Genomic DNA, 1,063 nt, shown 5'->3' on the forward strand with positions numbered 1-1,063 from the left:
GTCACGGCGGTTACGGGTGGAGCAGCCTCGGGCGCTGCCAGTGCCATTACCGGTGCTTTGGGGCTTGGCTCGAGCACCGCCATGAATGCGGCGATACAGGCTGGTGTCCAAGCGCTGATTAACAAAAGCGCTGTGGCTCTTGTCAATAATCGCGGCAATATTGCCGGTGCCTTGCATGAGCTTGGCTCTTCAAAGAATATTCTCAGCATTGTCTCGTCGATGTTGACAGCAGGCTTAACCAGCCAACTAACCGAAATGGCTGGTGTTGGACAATCTTTGCCCAAAACGGCTCCTCTGGTTGATCGCATCACCCGTGAGGCGGAAAAGAACTTGATCAAAGCCGCCATTGGCACAGGCGTGCAAACGGCTCTTGAGGGTGGTTCTCTTGACAAGAACTTTTTTAACAATCTGCGCATCGCCCTGTCTGATACGGTTGGCAAATCGTTGGCGGAAGAAATCGGTACCGCCAAGGCTGAAGGCAAAATAGATACGGTCACGCAGATCGTTGCCCATGCCGGTCTTGGCTGCTTAAAAGGCGCTGTTGCGAGCGGTGCTTGCACGGCCGGTGCTGTGGGGGGTGCTGTGGGCGAAGCCACTGCTATGCTCCAGTTTCAATTGTGGGTGCAAGGCATTGTGAAAGAGGAAATGGGGGATCTAAACGGTCGCACCCCAACTCCGGAAGAGGAAGCGCGTATAAACGCAAAGATTGATGCGCAGTTTGCTGACTTTAGAGACCACACCATTGATGTTGCAAGGGCTGCTGGGGGCGTTGCCGCTGCCCTTGCCGGTGGCAATGTTGATGCCGGCGCTGATGCCGCAGGTAATGCCGCTGCAAATAACTTTTTGGGGAGTGCACAACGCGCTCAGATGAAGAAAGAGTTAGAAGAGTGCCCTGATGATCAGTGTCGAAGAGATGTTAACGAAAAATGGTTCGAGATTAGTGAAGAGCAAGATAGGATTTTTGGGATAGGTCTTGCGAAGGGTATGATTGTTGGTGCCGTAAAAGCAATAGGAAACGGAATATCTGAGACAGCTCATGACGTTAAAGAATTAGGATCGGCAA

Annotated in this window: 1 protein-coding gene; it reads left to right on the forward strand. The window is 52.4% G+C overall.

Annotated elements, in window-relative coordinates:
* Positions 1 to 1,063, forward strand: a 1,063-nt coding sequence (locus ACFIMP_RS09725; RefSeq protein WP_375686335.1) for a DUF637 domain-containing protein, incomplete at both ends; no start/stop codon positions are given.

Source organism: Bartonella sp. AP65SXKL, assembly GCF_042195725.1.
Classification (GTDB): domain Bacteria; phylum Pseudomonadota; class Alphaproteobacteria; order Rhizobiales; family Rhizobiaceae; genus Bartonella.